Raw genomic sequence first — 17,528 nt, forward strand, 5'->3', positions numbered from 1 at the left:
ACAAGAAAAGTGTCTTTTTTTCATTTATTTTACTGTATAAAACTGGTTAATCAACACGCCTGATGTGGTATATAAGAAGTTTGTTAAACGCAGTTAAAATAGAGGGGTTCTTCAAAGTCCCTTTTGGCTTGAACAAATCCCCAATAGTTTTAAAGAATCGTTGCCCTCCCTGTCATTGCCTGTTTTTTCCTGATTCACAATTCGTTTCACCCACGCCATTTCTCCAGTAGACTAAATAGACCTACCCTTTGGGCTGGTCAAGTGCTTGATATGCTAACTGGTACTTTCCGCCATCAGCTACTTCTGAATGGTACAATGCCTTTAGGGCAAAGTTTTTCTCAAGATTATGTTCTCCCATCAAAGTTTTTAAGTACTTCTGCAATTCTTTATTCTCTTTGACCAGTTGTTTCATTTGCGTTTTAATGTACTTCACGAGATGTGTAACTCCTTTCACCCACCAAATCTATCCACTGAACTTATCATCAATTCAGAAAAAAAGCCTGACCCTGTACTGTGTTAACTCTAACATACCAGGGGTCAGGCACTGAAGCTTCTCATCCTCACAAAGACGACACTTATAACTTTATTGCCGTTTTAAAGTGTTCATGACTTAATTAGTTTAAAATTTTTATGATTGACTACAGTTTTTATTGGAACGTCTTTTTTTTACATCCCTGCCAATTTCCGCAATAACAGAGTTTTCCCGCGTCACTAATACTTTCCCCTTATGCTCTTGTTCATTCCCTCCTGATATTTGGATCATATCTCCAACATTAGCTTTTTTAATGTTCTCTGTCTGGTTCTCATGTTTTTCTTCTGTCATATCATGTCCCCCTCGTTTTCATGCAATGCGAAATTTTCATTTCACCAAGTTAGTATTACCATTCCCATTCATTGTACAAAACTAAACTATGATAAAATGGATGGGAAAATGGGGTAATCCTGCAGCTAGTCCAAAGGAAGATATAACAGATGATGGTTGCTAGTGAAGCATGGAACTATTCATTTTGTGGTATTCAATATACCTGAATGTTGCCGCAGAATTATGAATCTGAAGCAATGGATGGACCTAAACATGCCACTTATACGAATCTGCAATTAACTCCACTATCAAATTATTTTCAATATTAAGATTTTTCTCCCTAGCGCCAACAAAATTTCGGGATTTTAAAAACCAATTCCCTATTATTAAAACCATTAGCTTTTTACCTATAATTTCCACAATAATCACCTACTTTAGCTAAATGAAAATTTTGCAGCCTTTATTTGTTTTCGTTTTCAAGATAGCTATCCGGTTTGTCAGGCAGTAATTGAAAAACGCTTTAATGTTAGTTAAAGAAATACGCCATCCTTAAAATAGCAATCTCCTTAAAACAGAACTTTTCATTTCTTGTTCTTCTTTCTTCGGAAGCTAGCTCGATAATATATTCGTATAACTCCTCACTTAATGAATCCAACTCTTTTCCTTCAAGTATTCTAATACAAAATTTGGGGGTAATCTTCTTAATCAATAACTTTGAGAATGTGAACAGCGATAGCACACAACTCATCATGCTGGTTTTTTATCTCGATCTTAGCCCATGATTTTTTGGTGTCTTGGCAATTTTTATCGATGGTATAGGTAATAAATATAGTGTCACCAATAAATACTGGCTTGATAAATCGGATTGACTCATATCCGTATGACACAGCTGGCAAATGTCTTCTCTAGATAATTAAGGTGGAGGTAGCAGATGCATATCCGACCAGTAGTGCCCCGTGTGCAATCCGTTTTTTATAGGGTGTTTTTTTCATATAATCTTCATTTACATGGTTTTCGCCCAAATCACCCGTAATCCCTGCGAACAAATAGACGTCTGATTCACTGACGGTTTTGCTAAAACTGACACTTTCACCAACTTGTAAAAGGTTACTATTTACCACTTGTCTCACCTCTTACAATTTCCCCTTGCAGGTATTGGTTCCATACGTTTTCGAACCATTCATCATCTTCAGGGATAGGTCTTACATGCACAAGCCGGGATTCAAAATGCTCTGAAGAAGTAAAGCTTGTTTCAATGATTTTATCCCTAAGGAAACTGTTTTCATTTTTTATTTTCCAGTTTTCGTCTAATTTCGGGTGGATTTGCTCTCCCTCTGGATCCAGAACTATATAACTTCCCCTGCTACCGCCGCCTTCTTCCAAGTATTTTTTAATGCTGGATAAATAGGCTATTTGGGTAACTAACAACATTTTATTTTGGATTGAACCAAGGACTTCCTCCCGGGAACGAATCTCCAGATTTTCATCATACTGCTGATAAAGGGCTTCCGCCTTTTCTAATGCTTGTGACACGGTGTTTAACTCTCTTATATGGGATCCGGATAAAGTCATGTTTGTCTGGATTTCAGCTCGTATTTCCTCTCCATATGTGGAGTTAGGATTCACACGCTTGGAAATATTCTGGTAAGATGTAAATAGCTCATTGATTTGCTCTCCTGCTTCCTCTACAAATTGGTCGATTTGTTGAGGAGAAGAATTGTAGTTTGCCGCTATAAACTGAGCTGCTCTATATCCGCCGACCTGGCCGCTGTTTAGTGAAGATCCACCAGGACGGTAAATTCCATGTGTGCCATTAACCTCACCAACTGGGAACAAATGCTGTACATTCGATTCCCACCATATATTTCCTTTCAGGCCGCCATTGTTATGCTGTGAACAAACAGCAATTTCAAGAGGTTCTTTATAAAGATCAATTCCTCTGCTTTGATAAAATTCAATCGCCAGTTTATTCATTTTTTCAAGCCGCTCAATCGGTGTTCCGAACAGGGCGCCTGATCTTTCCAAATATTCAGAGGCCTCCGGTTCCAAATCATTAAAAGTAAAGGCACCGATGCGGTCATCACCTTCTGGATTGGAGCGAAAATCCATAAAAACTCTTCTGCCTTTGACCACTCTCTCGTTATAAACTAAAATATCGATAATCGAAGACCCAAAGTTTGTCAGTTTCCTAGCGTCAAAAGGCCACTGGTAACCTTTTAAAAATATGCAGGTTGCCAATTTACCCATTGAATCAAAATATTCGTTTAAAAATTCTTGAGGGTCGTTTCCATCCTGGTCTGTACTGATGTACTTTGGAATGACTTGCTGGTAAGTACCAGAAACGTTCCACCGTACTTTGATGGAAGAAAGCCCAAACTGAGATTCTGTTAAATTGTTTGCAATCGCTCCTGCAGTCAGGGCAATACCAATGCTTCCTATCTGTCCCTCCGGATAAACAGAAGACTGGTACATACCGCCAGGACCGCCGATTCCTAAGACGATATTCTTGCAATTTAAAACAACCAGGCCCAAATGATCCGAATCCATTTTATTTTTGTCGATTGCTATTGCTCCAATTGCTTTTTTCTGTTCACCATCAGTCTTGGTTAGTAAAGCAATTACTTCATGCCTGTCTAATACAGGTATATCTTTGCCGGTCACATCCCGTGCAAGACATTCAAACATCTGATTCGAGGTTCTTGGACCGGCAGACGTGGCTCTTTGCTTCGGATCGTGGTCGGTTTTATAGCCTATAAAAGTTCCATATTTGTCATGTGGGAACGGAACACCCAACTGAACAAGATGATAAAATTCCTGTAAGGATAAGGTGGCCTCAACCAGGGCGATATCCCCATGCATGGCCCCTCCATCAAACAATGTCTTTGCCAGTTCATAAGGACTGTCTGCTTCTTTTCCGGAAATCGACATTTTATAGTAAGTTTGTTTATCCGAACCGGAATTATTAGAAGCTCCGCCGCCTAACCTTTCGGTTACTATCGCTATATCCTGTACACCGAATTCGTGCAGGTGGACAGCACAATTCAAAGCAGCAGCTCCGCTGCCAATGACCAGTGTGTTAACTGAATAAACAGGGACTTCCATTCCTTTTATAATTTTTGTGGTTTTTTCCATACCTTCTTCCTCCTTGACCATTAACCATAGGGAGTAGATTAATTCTTAATTAGCTGCCTTGAAATGATCATTTTTTGGATTTCATTCGTTCCTTCGACAATTTCCAATACCTTTGCATCTCCAAAGAACCTTGATACATCATATTCCTCCATGATTCCGTAGCCGCCGTGCATTTGTACTGCTTCGTGGGCAATTTCCATTGCCGATTTTGTAGCATACAGTTTTGCCATCGATGCTTCCATGGCAAAAGGTTCGTTTTTATCCTTCAATACTGCCGCTTTATATGTAATCATTCTCGCAAGCTCGATTTTTGTTGCGATTTCAGCAAGTTTAAATTGGATATTTTGAAATTCACTTAACTGGCGGCCAAATGCTTTCCGTTCCTTCACATACTCCAGGGACATATCCAGGCAGCCTTGAGCTAAACCGACACCCATGGCAGCAATCAGGAATCGGCCGGATGAAATGGTGGCAAGTGTCTGCCTGTAGCCTTTAGCTTTATCACCAAGCAAATTCCCCTCTGGGATCCGGCAATTATCGAAGGTTAATTCCCGTGTATCGTTTCCTTTAAAGCCGATTTTTTGCAGTTGAGGACCTACGAGCACACCTGCTGTTTCTTTTGGAACAATAAAGGTTCCAATTTCTTTTCTTCCTCTTTCATCAGTCCCTGTTACCGCTGCGACAATGATTGGACCAGTGATTTCTGTTCCGGAATTTGAAATGAACGTCTTACTACCATTGATAACCCATTCATCTCCAACAAGCTTTGCAGTTGTTGAGAGATTATTGGCGTCGGAACCTGCGTTTGATTCAGTCAATGCAATCGCACCGATTTTCTGGCCTGTCAGAATAGATGTAAGCCACTTTTCCTTTTGTTCATGTGTCCCAAAGCTTGACAGTAGGGAGCAAACGGAGGAGTTTCCCATAATCGAATTGGCTACAGACGGATCCACCCGGGCGATTTCCTCGTGAACAATCGCAAACGCTAGCCAGCTTCCGCCGCCTCCGCCATATTCCTCTGGATAAGGCACACCTGCCAGACCTAGTTCCCCCATTTTTTGGTATACTTCCGTAGGGAACCCCTTGTTATGGCTTAACTCCTTGGCAATGGGCCGGACTTCTTTTTCCGCGAAATCCCTTGCCAATTTTCTTATAAGCACTTCTTCATCAGTTAGTTTAAAGTCCATCTGTAGACACACCTTTCTGTTTAGTCATCAATATCCAGTAAATGAGGGCTTTCGTTTTTCAATAAAGGCTGTGACGCCCTCTTTTTTGTCCCTGGTTGAAAATAAATAAGCCTGGCTCAAGTTTTCGAGGAGCATTCCAACCTCCTGTGGAATATCGGCTTGCCTTTGAATGCATTCTTTGGCAAATCTGAGGGCCATAGGGGCCTTTTCTGCAATTCTCTTTGCGATATTGACTGCCCGTTCTTGTAATTCGGATTCTTCGCTTAAAAAATTAATGAATCCAATACTTTTAGCCTCTGCACCATCTATCATTTCTCCAAGGAATACAAGCTCTTTCACTTTCACCTCGCCGATGAGTTTAACCAATCGCTGGGTACCGCCCGCCCCGGGAATAACGCCGAGCTTGCATTCAGGCATTCCGAACTTTGACCTTGCTGTTGCAATCCGGATATCACAAGCAGCAGCAAGCTCCATCCCTCCACCCAATGCGTATCCGTCTATCGCTGCTACCGTCGGTTTAGGGAACTTGTAGATGAAATCATATAATGACTGCATCCTTGGGAATAAAGCTTCCAAGGGAGACATCTCATTCAGTTCCTTAATATCTGCACCGGAAGCAAACACCTTTCCTTTTCCGGAAAAAACCACAACCCTTACATCACTCAGTGCTTCTGCTTTTTTCAAGGCTGCTTTGATTTCATCCATCATTTCATCAGAAAAAGCGTTATAAGTATCAGGCCTGTTTAATTCAATCCAATAAAGCTGATCTTCATTATAGTGGGATATACTTATGAATCTTTCCATTTGCTCACCTGCTCACTAAATGGGTGTTGTTTAATCCATTAATTGCCCGCCGTTGACTTCGATGTTTTCACCAACAAGGTAGGTGCTAAGTGGTGACACTAAATACAGGACAGCATCAGCGACTTCACCTGGATCGCCTTCCCTGCTTAGAGGAATGACATTTTTGAATTGCTCCCTCGCTTCATTACTGGTAAAGCGGTCATGGAAAGGGGTCGTGATCACTCCCGGAGAAACAGTATTTACCAAAATTCCGTGTGCGGCCAGCTCTTTCGCCAATCCCTTTGTAAAGGTACTGACAGCTGCTTTAGATGACGCGTACATCACCGCTCCCATTCCTCCGCCATTGCGTGCAGCAATAGACGATATATTTACGATTCTTCCATTTTTCTTGGCTTTCATATTTGGAATCGCATATTTTGAACATAAAAATACCGATTTTTGGTTGACGTCTACAATGGTTTGCCAAAGCTCGGCACTCATCTCTTCAATGACGCATCTTTCCACAAGCGAACCGGCATTGTTCACAAGTATGTCTACTTCCCCAAGGTCGTTTTCGATTTGGTCATACATGGCTTTTACTACATCCTCATTTGTTACATCACATTGATAGGCCTTTGCCGATCCTCCATGATCAACAATAGTTGATACTACCTTCCCCGCCTCCTCGGCGCTACTATTGTAATTAACGGCGACCTTTGCACCAGCTTCAGCCAGTTTCAGGGCGATTGCTTTGCCGATTCCTGTTCCTGCACCGGTAACTAACGCAACTTGATTTTCAAGGTTTATTGTAATCATGGTTTTCCTCCTATGAAAATTACACATTATTAATCTTTCTTTTTTCCACAGATGGGGTAAAGAGCATCGGATCCATTTCCTTCAGCTCGGCAGAAATGTGTGGCACGAACTCCATGTGAGGGAGGATATCTTTTTCGATAATAACCCCAGGGGCAATTTCGGTTAAGACCATCCCCTCTTCCCGGATTTCAAATACCGCCCTTTCAGTGATGAATATTACTTTTTGGCCTGTCTCTCTTGCATATTCACCGGAAAAAGTTATCTGGTCCACTTGATTCACAAATTTTTTATGTTTGCCTTCGGAGACGATATTAAGCTTTCTCTGTTCTATCTCTACATTCAATCCACCCGCGGTGAACGTGCCGCAATAAATAATTTTTTTTGCATTTTGTGCTATGTTGATAAATCCGCCACAGCCAATGATCCGATCGCCGATTTTGCTGACATTTACATTCCCAAATTCGTCTACCTGAGCCATACCTAAACAAGCAAGATCAATTCCGCCCCCGTCGAAAAAGTCGAATTGTGCTGAAGTATCGATAATTGCCAATGGATTGATTGAAGCACCAAACTCAATTCCGCCTGCTGGAACTCCGCCAATCACCCCTTGCTCGACCGCAAAGACGAATTCATTGTCCAGGCCCATTTCGGTGGCTGCCACACCTACGGACCCAGATATTCCGACCCCTAAATTAATAACCCCTTTATCAGGTATTTCCAAAGCGGCGCGCATGGCAATTACCTTTCTTTCGTCAAAGGGAAGCGGCCGAATCTTTTGCAGCGGAATTTTTATTTCTCCAGAATAAGCAGGGTTATAATGAGAAGCAACAGTTTGTGGTTGTTCCGGGCATACAATAATTCCGTCCACTAATATCCCTGGGATTCGGACATTTTTTGGGTGCAACGTACGTCTTGCTGCCAGCCTTTTTACCTGAACAAACACTTTCCCGCCACAGTTATGAACTGCTTGGGCAATGGCCAGATTTTCTAAAAAGGCCGCTTCTTCTTCCATCGAAACATTGCCGTCCTCATCTGCGGTAGTCCCTCTTAAAAAAGCTATATCCACCGGAAATGCCTCATAAAACAGCTTTTCTTGTCCGGCGATATCGATAACGCGTACCAAATCCTTCTTCGTTTTTGAATTTAGTTTTCCACCCTCAACTCTTGGATCGACAAAGGTTTTTAATCCAACATGGGTGAATAATCCAGGCCTGTTCGCGGCAATTTCCCTAAAGAGCTGTGAAAGTACACCTTGTGGAAGATTGTAAGCCTCAATTTTATTTTGACTGGCCAGTTTAGCCATCTTGGGAACATAATCCCAATGTCCGCCAATATCACGTTTCACTAGCCCTTCATAGGCGACATGGCACATACCGCCCTCCTTCCGATCTCCTACACCTGTTATATGAACAAATGTAAGATCCCTTGGTGAAGCAGTATTCAAAAATCGTTCTTCCAATGCCAAAAGGAGTTCTGTAGGCTCCGCGAGACCGCCGCCTGCTCCACCCACAACAACAGTATTGTTGTTCTTTATTGCCTGGACAGCCTCACTTGCAGTTAAAATTTTAGTATAACCCATGATCTGACCTCACTTTGATAGAATCGATATATTTGCGGTCATATTTTGAGAAAGGAATGCATTAGTGCATGCCCTTCTCCTCTTAATCTATTATTTGTAATATCCTCTTGAATCCAATAGCTCATAAATGCTGTCATTGGCTTCATCAAGGGCTTCCTTAGGCGATTTTTCTCCAGCAAGAGCTTTAGATATTGCATCAGTAATGAATTCATGGATACGTGGCCATTCAGGAAGGTTCGGCTCAGCTTTTGCCTTCATTAGCGTTCTTTGCAGATCCGGGAAATCCGGACGTACTTTAATCACTTCAGGATCTTCCAACACTTCTGTTACTGGCGGGAATCCACCGGCAAGGGCATATTTTTTCGCACCCTCCGGACTGGACACCCATGAAATAAATTTGAAAGCATCATCTTTCTTTTTGGAGTTGGAATTAATCGCCAGAGTCCAAGTATGGATAAATGGTTTTCCTCCTGGAACATCGGCAATCGCAAACTTGTCAGATACCTTCGGTGACTTAGTAGCGTCCGCCAATTGCGGGTAGGCTGTATTCCATTCCACTGCCATAGCAACCTTCTCGTTCTGGAAGGCAGACAGTACTTCAGGGAACTCATACGTAGTCGCATCCGGAGGAACAATTTTTTCCTTCCTTAAATTATCTACCACGTATGTTAATGCTTCGACACCACTATCGCTATTCAATGTAGGCTTCTTATTCTTATCCAGTATTTCCCCTCCCATTGCCCAGAAATATTGATACCATTCTTTAGGCTGGGTTTCGCCGCGCTTTCCTTGGAAGGTCGTCCCAAACTCAGTTGGAGAATCCGGATTTTGACTCTGTGTAAAATTCTTAGCTACTTCTCTATACTCTTCCCACGTTTTAGGAGGAATTGGAATTAAATCCTTACGATAAAACAGAAAGTGAGTACTTGTGTCCAATGGCATAGCGAACACTTTTTTCTTGTATTTTACTGATTCTGCTACAGCAGGGATAACATGATCCAAATTGAAATTATTTTCTTTCATATAAGAATCAAGAGGCTCAAATTGTCCGCCTTCACCAAACTGACCAATGTAATTATTCAGCATGAGGATTACATCTGTGCTGTCCCCTTGACCAAGTAATTGGGTAGATACCTTTTGCAAATAGCCATCACGGCCAACTTCCTGTAAATTTACTTTAATGCCCGTTTCTTTCTCGAATTCAGGTGCGACAGCTGAAAGGGTATTATAATAAGTCCCTGAACGCGCAATAACAGTTATTTCTTTTACCTCTTCTTCTTTTTTGTCTCCTGAGCCACTTCCACTGGTTGCTTCATTTTGACTTTCTCCAGGTGCGCATCCCGTGGCAATAAGCACCAACACAAGGATAAAAGCTAGTAATCTCTTCTTCATGCATCCTTCCCCCTTAGATCTAAAAAATTATTTATGCTTATTTCACAGCACCCATTGAAAGCCCTTTAACCAAGTGCTTTTGTACAAGCAGTGTGAATACAAACATCGGAATCATAAGCATTGTCCCAGTTGCTGTTACAGGTCCCCAAAGAATGGCATCCTGTGTTACAAAGTTCGCTGCCATTACAGGCAGCGTTTTTGCATGCTGTCCCGTCAAGCTTAGAGCGAATAAAAACTCATTCCAAGAATTCATGGCTGCAAATATGGCAGATACGGCTAATCCAGGCTTTGCAAGCGGTAACATTATTCTCCACATGGCTCCAAATCTGGACGTTCCATCTATTAAAGCTGCCTCTTCCAAACTTTCGGGCAGTTCTTTTAAAAATCCCCACATTAACCATGTAACAAAAGGCAGGTTGAACGCTATATAGGATAACGTCAATGCAAATAATGTATCAGTACCTCCGAATTGGCGAAATAGTGCAAAGAAAGGAACGACCAATACGATGGGCGGAAACATCTTCGTAAAGAAAACGGTAAAACTGACCCATTTTTGACCCTTCATTTTCATGCGGGCTAAGCTATAACCTGCCAGGGTCCCAATAATAAGGGAAAAGACAGTCGATAATACCGTGACAATGAACGAGTTTAAAAAGTAATATATGAATGGCTGTGTATCAAAAACCTGTGAATAGTTTTCGATACTTGGCTTAAAGATCCAAACCGGCGGAATCTGGAATGCTTGTGTCGTCGTCTTAATAGATGTAAACATTACCCAAAAAATAGGAAACAGAAATCCCAGTAAGCTAACGATCACATATGTATATGCCCACTTATTTTTATACAATTAATTTCCCTCCTCACTTATCCGAATATAGTGCACGAATTGCAAACCAGCAGACGATTCCAACAATGATTGTCAGTACGATAGCCAGGGCAGAAGCATAGCCAAAATCAAAATCGGCAAACGCTTTTCTGTGCAATAAAATTGAAACTGTTTCTGTCGATGTCCCCGGACCCCCGCCGGTCAAAACGAAGATCTGATCAAATACTTTAATGGACCCTGCAATTCTCATAACTAAAGCAACAATGATAACCGGCTTTAGCAATGGGATCGTCACATTCCATAATGTTTGCCATACACTTGCTCCATCCATCTGGGCTGCCTCGAAGGGTTCATCCGGCAATGATTTGACCCCTGCCAAGAGTACGATGAACATAAAACCTGTCCACTGCCATACGTCCACCATAATGGTGGATGGCAGGGCCAGCGCACTGCTGTTTAGCATCGCGACTTTGTCTATGCCAAGCAAAGTCAATGCATAGTTGAAAATTCCAAAATTATAATCAAAAATAAACTTCCAGATCAACCCAACGACAACTGGCGTGACCATCATAGGAAAAACAAGCAATGTAGTGGCTAAACCGTGGCCGACTGTAATTCGATTAACCGCTAAGGCAAGGGTGAAACCGAGGAAAAACTGGATTGTGACACCCGCTCCTACATAAATACCGGACAATAGCATGGATTTGTAAAATCCAACATCCTGAAACACGTTAATGATTTTTTGCAAACCTACAAAAGGAGGGTTTTTTAGTGTTAAAAATGTCCAGTCATGAAGACTCAGAAAGATCGTATATAAAACGGGATACAGGAAGACGACCATCATCAAAAACAGTGCTGGGAGCAACAAAATAATTTGTATTTTTTTATCCACCCATGAAAGGATATTTCTCCCCTTTGATTCCTTAATTGTGGATGGAACTTCATATTTAACTTCCAAGTGACTGCCTCCCTTATAACTTTATCGTACATTCCATAATTCGGTGTTCGTAATGAAATCCATTTTGAATCTCTTCCCAGCAGGAGTAGATTAAATTAAATGAAAGTTCCTTAAATTTCAACTTTTAATTATTTACTTTATTTTCTGAAAATTAATGTCATATTCTGATGTCCCATCAGGCAGTAGTGCAAGTTGAGTTTTTACTTTACAGTAGCTTGCCTCGCCTCTTTTACCGCCATTACAAAATCAGTAGCTTTCCTTTCCAGCTCCAGTAAATAATGCTCAGAAATTGGTTCCTTCGTATTTACTAAAGAACTCCCTATTCCCGCTGCCACTGCACCCGCTTTTATATATAAACCAACATTTGACATATCTATTCCGCCAGTTACTATCAAAGGTAAATGTGGTAACGGACCATGAATGTCTTTAATATAGCTTGGACCAACGGCACAGGCTGGGAAGACTTTTACATAATCGGCTCCGTTTTCATAGGCAGTGAGGATTTCGGTTGGCGTAAACGCCCCTGGAATGCTGACTGCGCCATATCTTTTTGTAAGCCGAATAGTTTCAGTATTTACGGTAGGCGAGAAGATAAATTTTGCTCCTGCCATGAGGGCACTTCTCGCTGTCTCCGGATCGAGAACAGTTCCAGCTCCGACAATCACTTCGTCTTGCAGCTCCAGATTTACCTTTTCGATTAATGAGAGGACCCTCGGAGTTTCAACGGTGATTTCCAACGTCTTTACTCCACCCCTTTTAAGCGCTTTCGCAATGGGAACTATCGTTGAAGGGAGGGCGCCACGGATTACCGCAACTATGCCATTTTCCTGAATCTCATCGGTTAAGTTCATGTAATCACCCATTTACTAAAATTTAGAAATCATATTTTTTATTCCTGTTATTCCTCGGCTGTTGTATGAGCCGACATGTTATTTCTGGTAGAGGAGAATTCGTCTTCCATTAGGAAACCGTATAGGGACTTCTTAAGAGGAATACCCTCCTTTGAGTTGGCTTCTTCCCTCAAATTTTCAGGCTCGCCAGGAACCATAACTTTGCCAAATCCATTTGCAGGATCCATTTCATGTATTTCATTAGTCATTTGTTCGATATTTCCGATGAATGAATCAATGGATGTAAAAAACGCGGGATTGATCGCACATACAAAATGGCCGAGTTCACGTTTTTTGGTATAATCTCCATACATTTTTGAAACATGTGGACCGAAAGCAGAACCAGTTAAGATGCCAGAGAAAATATCGACCACCATCGCTAACCCATAGCCTTTTGGGCCGGCAAAAGGAAGAAGTGCAGCAACCTGATTTGGATCGGATGTTGGATTCCCCTGTTCATCTACACCCCAGTCTGATGGGATGGTGGTGGCTCCTGCTTCTCTTGCATGAAGGATTTTGCCGTAAGCGACATTGCTTGTTGCCATATCAAGGATAAGCGGTTTGCTTTTTGACGGGAATCCAAAAGCAATTGGATTGGTCCCAAAATACGGCTTCGCACCTCCAAACGGTACGACAACTTTGTCTGTATGAGTCATGGCCATTCCGATAATTTTGCTTTCCGCTGCCTGCTGTACGAAATAGGAAAGAGCTCCACAGTGACTGCTGTTTATTACCCCGACCATCCCGACACCGTTCTTTTCGGCAAGCTTTATGGCATAATTCATTGCTTCCTTGGCAATTACATGGCCCATTCCATTATCACCGTCAAAGATGGCTGTAACAGGACCTGTATCCTTGATGGAGAATTCAGGAGTGGGATTAATGCCACCTTCCGATATCCGTTTTACATAATGCTCGGTTCGAAGAACACCATGCGAACTGACTCCCCTTAAATCGGCATGGACCAGGACGTCTGCAACAATAGTGGCATCCGATTCACTTAATCCAGCTTTTGTGAGTTTTAAAATAACCGATTCGGCCAGTTTGCCAGGAGAAACCTTTACGTCTTGCATAATTTCCACCCTTTTCTAATTACTCGAGATTTGCGTGCCTATTTTCCATCTCAAGATTCCTTTTTTCGTTTTCCTGCAGGCTATGTATAATAATTCCGTCGAGTACAAGATGTACACTCTGGTCGAACTGATTGCCAAGCGGCTGGATCGTGTCCGGCCCAAATGCTCCTCTATGCTTTGTGGCAGCGGGTATGACAAGCAGAACATCACTGACACTTGCAATTTTAGATTCTCGGCTTGCTGATACAAGAACGACTTTTGCACCAATTTCCTGTGCCTTTACTGCAAGCTCATGAATTCTGCCAGTCGACCCAGAGCCCGATATTAAAACCAATAAATCTTCCCTGCCTATACTTGGCGTTATAGTTTCACCTAAGACATAAACTGAATAGCCCCCGTGCATCAGCCTCATCGCAAAGGCCTTTCCCATCAATCCAGAACGGCCTTCACCATAAACAAAAATCCGTTTTGCTTTTTTAAGTTCATTGGACACTTGTAAAGCTTCCGCTTCTTCCACTCTTGAAAGGACTGACGTGATTTCTGTGCCTATCGTTTTAATTATGGTCTTCATTTAATTAGTTTCTCCTTTATATCCCTGGCAGTTTTGCCACGATCAGCTGTCTTCGTGATCCCGCTTCCGACTATGACAATGTCCGGGTTCTTCTCAAGAATGTCAGGGAGATTTGCCATTGTGATTCCACCGGCAACAGATACCATAACGCCTTTTACATCATCCGCAACGGCAAATGAATTCTTATGTAGCTTTGTTTGCTTTTGTAAGTCCTTCCCATGGTGTAGGCAAATAAGTTCGACACCCATATCCAACAATTTATGAATCCGACAACCATCGGTAACTCCTAATAAATCAACCATGATCTTCTTGCCGTAGTATTTAGCTACTTCAAGTGAATCCTTTATTGTTTGATCTGCACAAAAAGCCATCACGGTTGAGATGTCCGCACCCGCTTCAAAAGCTTGCCTGGTCTCATGCTTTCCTGCGTCACATGTCTTCATATCCGCCACAATCGTTTTATGAGGATACGCTGCTTTCATATCCCTTACAATAGCCATCCCATACTCTTTAATTACTCCAGTTCCAATTTCAATCCAATCGATTGCACTCTCTGTTTCTTTTACGATTTGAAAGCATTTTTCTCTTGTCACTCTATCAAGCGCAAGCTGCAAGTACATATTTCCCACCCCAAAACTATCTTTCGATATATTCTCCTTCACCCATTTGAATTAGAACATCCTCGAGATACGGAAGACCTTCATTGTCTCCCGATACAGATACAACCATTGAACCAATTGTGTTTGCAAATTTTAAAGTTTTCTCAAGCGGCCAGTTGTTTAGTATGCCGTAAACAAATCCTGCATCAAACCCATCCCCAGCGCCTACAGTATCTACTACTTTCCCAGCCTGGACGGCAGGAGCTTCGGCATATTGTCCTAGATGATATCCTATGGACCCTTGCTCTCCCCTCTTTATTGCTATAGTTGAAATACCATATCTTTTACATTCACCAACAATCCTCTTTGGCTCGTTTACACCTAAAAGAAGCTCTGCTTCATCTTCCCCCGTTAAGAGTAAATCGACATATGGCAGCAACTGGGACAATTTCATCTTTGCTTGTTCTTTACTCCACAGTTTTAGACGAATATTCGGATCAAAAGAGATAAGGACATTATGTTTCTTAGCCAGTTCGGCCGCTCTCATGACAATCTCAAAATTCTGCTCACTCACTGCTGGAAACACACCGGTAACATGAAGCACTTTTGCTTGTTTAACTACATCTTCGGCCAAATCATCGAGTCTTAATGTTGAAGTAGGTGAATTGGCACGATAATAAAAGGTTCTGCCACTGCCATCTTCCATGATTTCTTTAAAATTGACCGAAGTTGGATATCTATCCACCAGCTTAACCTGCGAAATATCAATTCCTTCACCACGTACAAAGTTCCGGATATAACGGCCAAACTCATCATTTCCAAGCCTGCTGATCCATCCGGTGTTTACTCCTAATCGTGCACATCCTATGGCAAAGTTGAGCTCAGCTCCCCCAACCCTCCTGTTAAAGGATTCTACAAAACGCATAGGTCCCTTTGATACAGGGTTCAGGGTTACCATAGCGTCACCTATCGTCAATATTTCTGCCATTCTTTCGTCTCCCTTTTAATATTTTTTCAAGTAATCGAAGGCGATTTTTATTTTGCAGCTAGCAGGATTCGCGGATAATTAATTCCGGTTCAAAACGGTAAATTTCAGGTTTTCTATCAATGTTAACGCTTTCAATTTTCGAAAAAAGTAACTCTGCCGCTTTCTTTCCCATATCAAAAGCTGGCTGTTTCACAGTTGTTATTGGGGGGCTGTAAAAATTTGCAAACCTTACATTATCAATTCCAATCAACGCCAAATCGCTTGGTATTAAGAGTTGTTCCTCTTTTACATAATTCAAAATCTCCATTAATACGAAGTCATTACCAGCTAGTATCGCTTCTGGTGGATTTGGCAGAGAGAACATTTCTTTAAGACCGTCTTTGATTTTGTCTACTTCCAGAGCTTTAATATATTCCTCTCTAATCGGAATATCAGCTTCTTTCATTGCCTTCCTATAACCGTTGATCCGTTCAATTCTTGGAGTAATGTGTTGAATTAGTGAGTTGGTGACAATGGATATTCGTTCATATCCCTTTTCAATAAAGTGTTGAACTGCTTTTTCAGAGGCTACCTGGTTATTAAGCATTACAGTATCTACTGGAATATCGTGGACAAGACGATCCATAAATACAAGGGGAAATCTTTGTGCAAGGATCGATTCATAGAGTTCAAGATTCTTCGCTGTGGGAAATACAATAAGTCCATCTACCTGTTTGGCTATTAACATCTCAAAATATTTTTTTTCCTTCTCTGGATTGTCATCTGCATTGCAGACAATCACATGGTAATCATTTTCGTGACACACATCCTCGATTGCACGAATGACCTGAGTTGAAAATGTGTGCAAGATATTGGCTATTATGACTCCAATGGTGGATGTTTTTTTCTGTTTCAAACTTCTCGCAACTACATTTGGATGATAACCGAGTTCGCGGATCGATTGTTCAATTCTCTCCTTTGTTAACTCAGCCATGTAGTCATATCGTTTGTTTAAAAATTGTGAAACAGTACTCTTTGACACATTTGCATGTTTTGCAACATCGGCCATCGTTACCCTTTTCATATGCATCGTCCTTTTAAGAAAATCGGTAAACCGATTTAGTAAATCGATTTAGCCCAATTATAATTCAACAGGAAAGAAAATTTCAAGTCATTTTTTAAAAAATAATAATATTCTAAAAATTAAGTCTCGTTTATTTTTATAAAATAATTTCTCAGTCTTTACATGGATTTCAATTTGGACATGGTATTGGACTTACAAAAGTGACTAAGGTTATTAACTTAGCAATATTTGATGACAAATCACTTTTTCCATTCTGTTAGAAGATTACTTATTTATCTACCTAAACCTTTTCAATAAAATCTTTATAATGTTCGCACCTTGCTGCAAAATTAAAAATCCGAATACGGTTTTTAAAGTCCCCTTAATAATATCCGAGGCCGACTTTCTGAGAGCAATCAATCCAACCGCTGCAATAATTGCGAGAATAATAGCCGGGTTGCTTAAAATCGAAACAATAGTATTTAACATCTATTTCACCCCTTTGGCAACTCTTTCGATAATTGGCATTACTTTTCTTTCAATTTCTTCTTTATCCAGTAAATTATTAATCGCTACCACTTCGACAGACTCCCCGTCAAGTTCCGAGGCAATTTCACCTGAAGCCACCATGAAATCACACTCTTTACCTTTTGCCGAGCCTAAATCTACCGCTTCTCCCTGGATGTCATACCCATGTTTTTTTCCAATCGCCTGGACATCCATCAGTAACATTAACGATGTTCCAAAACCCATCCCGCATACCGTCACAACCTTCATTCTCCCCACACTCCTTAATTAAAGATTGAAATAATTTCTTCTATATTATGTCACTAGCGTTGCATAAATGTAGTTAGAATATTCAGTTAATACATTTCCATGATTTTGAGCCA

The 17,528-nt window shown here is 41.2% G+C and carries 19 protein-coding genes; all 19 read right to left on the reverse strand.

Annotated features, from left to right (window positions below; all coding sequences use genetic code 11):
- Positions 1-241: 241 nt before the first annotated feature.
- Entirely contained in the window at positions 242-433 is a 192-nt protein-coding gene (locus CU633_RS13950; protein ID WP_101661208.1) for a hypothetical protein, read from the reverse strand.
- 195 nt (positions 434-628) lie between these two features.
- On the reverse strand, positions 629-823 hold the full coding sequence (locus CU633_RS13955) for a DUF2187 family protein (RefSeq protein ID WP_257958786.1): 195 nt from the start codon (positions 821-823) through the stop codon (positions 629-631).
- A gap of 884 nt (positions 824-1,707) precedes the next feature.
- Complete coding sequence (locus CU633_RS23360; RefSeq protein ID WP_257958787.1) at positions 1,708-1,923, reverse strand: MaoC/PaaZ C-terminal domain-containing protein; 216 nt, start codon at positions 1,921-1,923, stop codon at positions 1,708-1,710.
- Positions 1,913-3,934: an FAD-dependent oxidoreductase gene (locus CU633_RS13965; protein ID WP_101661209.1), complete on the reverse strand. Its 2,022-nt coding sequence runs from the start codon at positions 3,932-3,934 to the stop codon at positions 1,913-1,915. The genes CU633_RS23360 and CU633_RS13965 overlap by 11 nt, the downstream gene beginning before the upstream one ends.
- A gap of 38 nt (positions 3,935-3,972) precedes the next feature.
- Complete coding sequence (locus CU633_RS13970; protein ID WP_101661210.1) at positions 3,973-5,121, reverse strand: acyl-CoA dehydrogenase family protein; 1,149 nt, start codon at positions 5,119-5,121, stop codon at positions 3,973-3,975.
- A gap of 27 nt (positions 5,122-5,148) precedes the next feature.
- Complete coding sequence (locus CU633_RS13975; protein WP_101661211.1) at positions 5,149-5,925, reverse strand: enoyl-CoA hydratase/isomerase family protein; 777 nt, start codon at positions 5,923-5,925, stop codon at positions 5,149-5,151.
- A gap of 30 nt (positions 5,926-5,955) precedes the next feature.
- Positions 5,956-6,720 (reverse strand): SDR family NAD(P)-dependent oxidoreductase, encoded by a 765-nt coding sequence (locus tag CU633_RS13980; RefSeq protein WP_374703375.1) that lies wholly within the window; start codon positions 6,718-6,720, stop codon positions 5,956-5,958.
- Positions 6,721-6,739: 19 nt separating this feature from the next.
- Complete coding sequence (locus CU633_RS13985; RefSeq protein ID WP_101661212.1) at positions 6,740-8,299, reverse strand: acyl CoA:acetate/3-ketoacid CoA transferase; 1,560 nt, start codon at positions 8,297-8,299, stop codon at positions 6,740-6,742.
- A gap of 90 nt (positions 8,300-8,389) precedes the next feature.
- Complete coding sequence (locus CU633_RS13990) at positions 8,390-9,691, reverse strand: ABC transporter substrate-binding protein (RefSeq protein WP_101661213.1); 1,302 nt, start codon at positions 9,689-9,691, stop codon at positions 8,390-8,392.
- A 37-nt stretch (positions 9,692-9,728) separates the two neighbouring features.
- Complete coding sequence (locus CU633_RS13995) at positions 9,729-10,538, reverse strand: carbohydrate ABC transporter permease (RefSeq protein WP_101661214.1); 810 nt, start codon at positions 10,536-10,538, stop codon at positions 9,729-9,731.
- Between the two features lie 13 nt (positions 10,539-10,551).
- A complete protein-coding gene (locus tag CU633_RS14000) occupies positions 10,552-11,475 on the reverse strand; it encodes a carbohydrate ABC transporter permease (RefSeq protein WP_101661215.1) in 924 nt (307 codons plus the stop codon).
- Between the two features lie 200 nt (positions 11,476-11,675).
- Entirely contained in the window at positions 11,676-12,326 is a 651-nt protein-coding gene (locus CU633_RS14005) for a bifunctional 4-hydroxy-2-oxoglutarate aldolase/2-dehydro-3-deoxy-phosphogluconate aldolase (RefSeq protein WP_101661216.1), read from the reverse strand.
- Positions 12,327-12,373: 47 nt separating this feature from the next.
- Positions 12,374-13,438, reverse strand: coding sequence for an ureidoglycolate dehydrogenase (allD, locus tag CU633_RS14010; protein WP_101661217.1), 1,065 nt, complete (start codon positions 13,436-13,438; stop codon positions 12,374-12,376).
- A 19-nt stretch (positions 13,439-13,457) separates the two neighbouring features.
- Positions 13,458-14,009 (reverse strand): 6-phospho-3-hexuloisomerase, encoded by a 552-nt coding sequence (gene hxlB, locus CU633_RS14015; RefSeq protein WP_101661218.1) that lies wholly within the window; start codon positions 14,007-14,009, stop codon positions 13,458-13,460.
- Positions 14,006-14,629 carry a 3-hexulose-6-phosphate synthase gene (gene hxlA / locus CU633_RS14020; protein ID WP_101661219.1) on the reverse strand — a complete coding sequence of 208 codons (624 nt, stop codon included), beginning with the start codon at positions 14,627-14,629 and terminating at the stop codon, positions 14,006-14,008. Before hxlA ends, hxlB begins: the two co-directional genes overlap by 4 nt.
- Positions 14,630-14,645: 16 nt before the next feature.
- The gene (locus tag CU633_RS14025) at positions 14,646-15,596 is read right to left on the reverse strand and encodes a sugar kinase (RefSeq protein WP_101661220.1); all 951 of its coding nucleotides are present in this window, start codon (positions 15,594-15,596) and stop codon (positions 14,646-14,648) included.
- A gap of 58 nt (positions 15,597-15,654) precedes the next feature.
- Positions 15,655-16,659, reverse strand: a complete 1,005-nt coding sequence (locus tag CU633_RS14030; protein ID WP_101661221.1) for a LacI family DNA-binding transcriptional regulator — start codon at positions 16,657-16,659, stop codon at positions 15,655-15,657.
- Positions 16,660-16,935: 276 nt separating this feature from the next.
- On the reverse strand, positions 16,936-17,127 hold the full coding sequence (locus CU633_RS14035; RefSeq protein ID WP_257958789.1) for a PTS transporter subunit IIC: 192 nt from the start codon (positions 17,125-17,127) through the stop codon (positions 16,936-16,938).
- Positions 17,128-17,415 (reverse strand): PTS sugar transporter subunit IIB, encoded by a 288-nt coding sequence (locus CU633_RS14040; RefSeq protein WP_101661222.1) that lies wholly within the window; start codon positions 17,413-17,415, stop codon positions 17,128-17,130.
- Positions 17,416-17,528: the final 113 nt, after the last annotated feature.

The sequence above is a fragment of the Bacillus sp. V3-13 genome (genome assembly GCF_002860165.1).
GTDB lineage: Bacteria > Bacillota > Bacilli > Bacillales > Cytobacillaceae > Bacillus_BJ.

What these genes read in the sequence shown, in the direction of transcription:
- CU633_RS13975 (WP_101661211.1), bottom strand. Translation starts at nt 5,925, where the DNA reads ATGGAAAGATTCATAAGTATATCCCACTATAATGAAGATCAGCTTTAT.
- hxlB (WP_101661218.1), bottom strand. Translation starts at nt 14,009, where the DNA reads ATGAAGACCATAATTAAAACGATAGGCACAGAAATCACGTCAGTCCTT.
- CU633_RS14005 (WP_101661216.1), bottom strand. Translation starts at nt 12,326, where the DNA reads ATGAACTTAACCGATGAGATTCAGGAAAATGGCATAGTTGCGGTAATC.
- CU633_RS14030 (WP_101661221.1), bottom strand. Translation starts at nt 16,659, where the DNA reads ATGAAAAGGGTAACGATGGCCGATGTTGCAAAACATGCAAATGTGTCA.
- hxlA (WP_101661219.1), bottom strand. Translation starts at nt 14,629, where the DNA reads ATGTACTTGCAGCTTGCGCTTGATAGAGTGACAAGAGAAAAATGCTTT.
- CU633_RS13990 (WP_101661213.1), bottom strand. Translation starts at nt 9,691, where the DNA reads ATGAAGAAGAGATTACTAGCTTTTATCCTTGTGTTGGTGCTTATTGCC.
- allD (WP_101661217.1), bottom strand. Translation starts at nt 13,438, where the DNA reads ATGCAAGACGTAAAGGTTTCTCCTGGCAAACTGGCCGAATCGGTTATT.
- CU633_RS13965 (WP_101661209.1), bottom strand. Translation starts at nt 3,934, where the DNA reads ATGGAAAAAACCACAAAAATTATAAAAGGAATGGAAGTCCCTGTTTAT.
- CU633_RS14040 (WP_101661222.1), bottom strand. Translation starts at nt 17,415, where the DNA reads ATGAAGGTTGTGACGGTATGCGGGATGGGTTTTGGAACATCGTTAATG.
- CU633_RS14035 (WP_257958789.1), bottom strand. Translation starts at nt 17,127, where the DNA reads ATGTTAAATACTATTGTTTCGATTTTAAGCAACCCGGCTATTATTCTC.
- CU633_RS13985 (WP_101661212.1), bottom strand. Translation starts at nt 8,299, where the DNA reads ATGGGTTATACTAAAATTTTAACTGCAAGTGAGGCTGTCCAGGCAATA.
- CU633_RS14025 (WP_101661220.1), bottom strand. Translation starts at nt 15,596, where the DNA reads ATGGCAGAAATATTGACGATAGGTGACGCTATGGTAACCCTGAACCCT.
- CU633_RS13955 (WP_257958786.1), bottom strand. Translation starts at nt 823, where the DNA reads ATGACAGAAGAAAAACATGAGAACCAGACAGAGAACATTAAAAAAGCT.
- CU633_RS13970 (WP_101661210.1), bottom strand. Translation starts at nt 5,121, where the DNA reads ATGGACTTTAAACTAACTGATGAAGAAGTGCTTATAAGAAAATTGGCA.
- CU633_RS13980 (WP_374703375.1), bottom strand. Translation starts at nt 6,720, where the DNA reads ATGATTACAATAAACCTTGAAAATCAAGTTGCGTTAGTTACCGGTGCA.